The 3,331-nt window shown below is 73.2% G+C and carries 4 protein-coding genes; 2 read left to right on the top strand and 2 right to left on the bottom strand.

Annotation, left to right across the window (positions count from 1 at the left end):
- Both ACWEVO_RS33160 and ACWEVO_RS33155 read right to left on the bottom strand, forming a co-directional pair.
- On the bottom strand, positions 1 to 1,210 hold a 1,210-nt coding region (locus tag ACWEVO_RS33160), incomplete at its 3' end, for an MFS transporter (protein WP_452311374.1).
- The gene (locus ACWEVO_RS33155; protein ID WP_452311373.1) at positions 1,135 to 1,779 is read right to left on the bottom strand and encodes a winged helix-turn-helix domain-containing protein; all 645 of its coding nucleotides are present in this window, start codon (positions 1,777 to 1,779) and stop codon (positions 1,135 to 1,137) included. The genes ACWEVO_RS33155 and ACWEVO_RS33160, both read right to left, overlap by 76 nt.
- Before the next feature lie 234 nt (positions 1,780 to 2,013).
- Between ACWEVO_RS33155 and ACWEVO_RS33150 the strand changes: the two genes are divergently transcribed.
- Entirely contained in the window at positions 2,014 to 2,277 is a 264-nt protein-coding gene (locus ACWEVO_RS33150) for a phosphoribosyl-ATP diphosphatase (RefSeq protein ID WP_036375234.1), read from the top strand.
- 46 nt (positions 2,278 to 2,323) lie between these two features.
- Positions 2,324 to 3,169 carry an ATP phosphoribosyltransferase gene (gene hisG, locus ACWEVO_RS33145; protein ID WP_452311372.1) on the top strand — a complete coding sequence of 282 codons (846 nt, stop codon included), beginning with the start codon at positions 2,324 to 2,326 and terminating at the stop codon, positions 3,167 to 3,169.
- Positions 3,170 to 3,331 lie beyond the last annotated feature (162 nt).

Below are 3,331 nucleotides of genomic sequence, written 5' to 3'. Positions count from 1 at the left end.
GTCCGCTGGCGAGGGCGTCGAGCGCCGCCGAGACCCGGCCGACGAGGTCCGGCGAGGTCTGCCGCTGCACCAGCGTCATGGTCCCCACCAGGGCGACCGGCAGCCCCAGCCCGATCAGCACGGCGGCGGCGACGGCGAGCCCCAGCACCGGCCAGACCGGGGCCAGGAAGCCCAGGGCGACGATCGACACGCCGAGCGCCATGCCACCGAGCTCGCCCAGTCGGCGTACCAGCGCCGCGGAGGCCAGCCCGCCGAGCAGGCCACCGATGCCCTGCAGGGACACCAGCACGCCCAGGAAGGCCGGCTCCCGGCCGAGCCCCTGGTCGACGTACGCGAACCAGAGCGTCTCCCCGAAGCCGAGGCCGATGGTGGCGACCACCACGGCCACCAGTGCCCGGCGCAGGGCCCGCTCGCCCACCAGGTGCCGTACGCCGGCGACCAGTTCGCCGCGCCAGCCTCCGGCGGCCGGCACCTCCGTCGCCGAGGGCGGGGTGGCGGTCCGGGCGGAGCCCGTCTCGGCCGCCGACGCCGACGCCGACGCCGGCGACGGCGGCGCCGCGGCAGCGCAGGGCGCCGGAGCCGGGCGTACGGCCAGCCCGACGGCGCCGGCCACGAGGAACCCGAGCGCGCAGGCGGCGGCCATCGCAGGGCCGCCGAGCAGCACGTACAAGCCGGCGCCGAGCAGCGGACCGACCAGCCGCAAGCCTTGCTTGACGGTCTGCGTCGCGCCGTTGGCGTCGGGCAGCAGGTCCGCCGGGACGAGTTCCTGGACGAGCGCGGTGACCGTCGCGCCGAGCGCGATGTAGGAGAGGCCGTACCCGGCGGCGACCGCGTAGACGACCCAGAGCCGACCGGTGTCGTGGACGGCCAGCAGCGGCAGCAGCAGGACCGCGGTGCCTACGTTGAGGGCCACGAACAGCCGCCGGCGCGGCGCCCGATCGACCACCCAGCCGGCCAGCGGGGCGAGCACCATCGGTGCGGTCAGCGCCAGGAAGGTGGCCCCGGCCAACGCGTCGGAGCCGGTCAGCTCCTTCACCCAGATCGCGAGGGCCAGCAGGAGGATCGACTCGGCGATCATGCTGACGGTCAGCGCGACGAAGAACAGCCGGAAGTCCGGCCGGCGCAGCAGTTGTCTCATCGGTCCCCGTTTCTCTCCGCGTCGGCGTCGCCGACGACCGGTCCGTGTTCGTTGTCGCCGTCGACGAGTGATCCGTCGACCTCGGGTGCGCCCCAGGCGATCAGCCGTACCGGCCGGGAGCCGGGCGGGCGGGCCGCCGGGTCGCCGAGCCGGTCCAGATGGCGACCGAGCAGCCCGCGGATCTCCTCCTTCAGTTCGTGCAGTTCGTCTGGCGTGTACCAGTTGATGAACTGGTGGAGGAAGGCGGCGTCGCGCCAGACGGGGGACTGCTGGCGCCGGGCGGTCATCCAGTCCCGCAGCTTGCGGTACTCCAGGTCGAGCAGGGCCAGGAGGGCCGCGTCCCCGGCCCGCGCCAACGCCGGGCTCTCCTCGCCGTCGCCCCACCGGTGCCCGTCGGTGACCAACCGCCACGGCCGCTGCCGGCCGGTGCCGCCGCCCGCCTCGGTGACGAAGCCGTACTTGGCGAGCTGACGCAGATGCCAGGAGCAGTTGGCCGGGCTCTCGCCGACGCGCTCGGCGACCTCGGTGGCCGTCAACGGGCCGTGCAGGGCGACCGCGTCGAGGATGCGCATTCGGAGCGGGTGCGCGAGGGCGCGGAGCGTGTCGACGTCGGTGATCTCGCGGGGCGACTGGTCGGCCATGCATCGAAGGATAGCCTTCGAAAGGCCACTTTCGAAAGAGCCCTTTTCATTGCGTCCCACGATCTGTCCGGCCGTGCCTCCGGGCGACGATCATGACGTCGCGGTCGACGTCCCCGGCAGGTCGTGACAACAACTTCACGATCGCCGGAGGGCGATTCCAGAATGTGGTCGCGGTCGCCTCGCGGCGGACCCGGCGCGCGTGGTCACCCCGGGCGGCTGGAAGAATCGCCTTCCGTGAAGACGTTCGAAGAGTTGTTCGCCGAGCTGCAGGCCAAGGCCGCTGCCGGCACCCCGGGCTCGGGCACGGTCGCCGCGCTCGAGAAGGGGGTGCACTTCATCGGCAAGAAGGTGGTCGAGGAGGCGGCCGAGTCGTGGATGGCCGCGGAGCACGAGGGCCCGGAGCGGGCCGCGGAGGAGATCTCCCAGCTGCTCTACCAGGCCCAGGTGCTGATGCTCGCCACCGGTCTCGAGCTGAAGGACGTCTACCGACATCTGTGAGTGCCGCCGTCCGCTGATCACCTGATCATTCGAAGGAGCACTCCACATGCTGCGTGTCGCCGTACCCAACAAGGGCGCCCTGGCCGAATCGGCCGCCGGGATGCTGCGCGAGGCGGGCTACCGCCAGCGCACCGACCCGAAGGACCTGGTCTGCCGGGACGAGCCCAACGACATCGAGTTCTTCTACCTGCGCCCCAAGGACATCGCCACCTACGTCGGCTCGGGTGACCTCGACGTCGGCATCACCGGCCGGGACCTGCTGGTCGACTCGGGTGCGCCGGCCGAGGAGGTCGTCGACCTGAACTTCGGCCGGGCCACCTTCCGGTTCGCCGCCCGCCCCGACGACGTGGACTCGGTGCAGCAGCTCGGCGGGCACCGGATCGCCACCGCGTACCCGGGGCTGGTCGAGCGGCACCTGGCCGAGCTGGGCGTCAAGGCCGACGTGATCCGGCTCGACGGCGCCGTGGAGAACGCCATCCGCCTCGGCGTCGCGGACGTGGTCGCCGACGTGGTGGAGACCGGCGCCACCCTGCGCCAGGCCGGCCTGGTGGTCTTCGGCGAGCCGCTGCTGCGCTCCTCGGCGGTGCTGGTCCGCCGGGTCGGCGCGCCCGGCTGCGCCCAGCAGGAGCAGCTGCTGCGCCGGCTGCACGGCGTGCTGGTCGCCCGCCGGTACGTGATGCTCGCCTATGACGTGCCGGCCGGCCTGCTGGACCGGGCCAGCTCGCTCACCCCGGGCATCGAGTCGCCGACGGTCTCCCCGCTGCACCGGGAGGGCTGGGTCGCGGTGCAGGCGATGGTCCTGCGCGACGACGTGCACCGGATCATGGACGAGCTCTACGAGCTGGGTGCCCGGGCCATCCTGGTCACCAACATCCACGCCTGCCGGCTGTGAGGCCGCTGCCGGTCCCGGCCGCCCTGGCCGTCGTGGTCCTCGGCGGGGTGGCCTCGGCCGCGCAGGGTCGGCCGGGTCGACCGGCGGTGACTGCGCCGGCAGCGTGGTCGGTGTGGTGTCGGTCATGCCGCCGTACCTTCCATCAGGGACCCCGCCATGACG

Source organism: Micromonospora sp. NPDC003776 (assembly GCF_053605645.1).
Note: the sequence above shows the minus strand (reverse complement) of the source record. Positions and strands in the feature narration are given on the sequence as shown.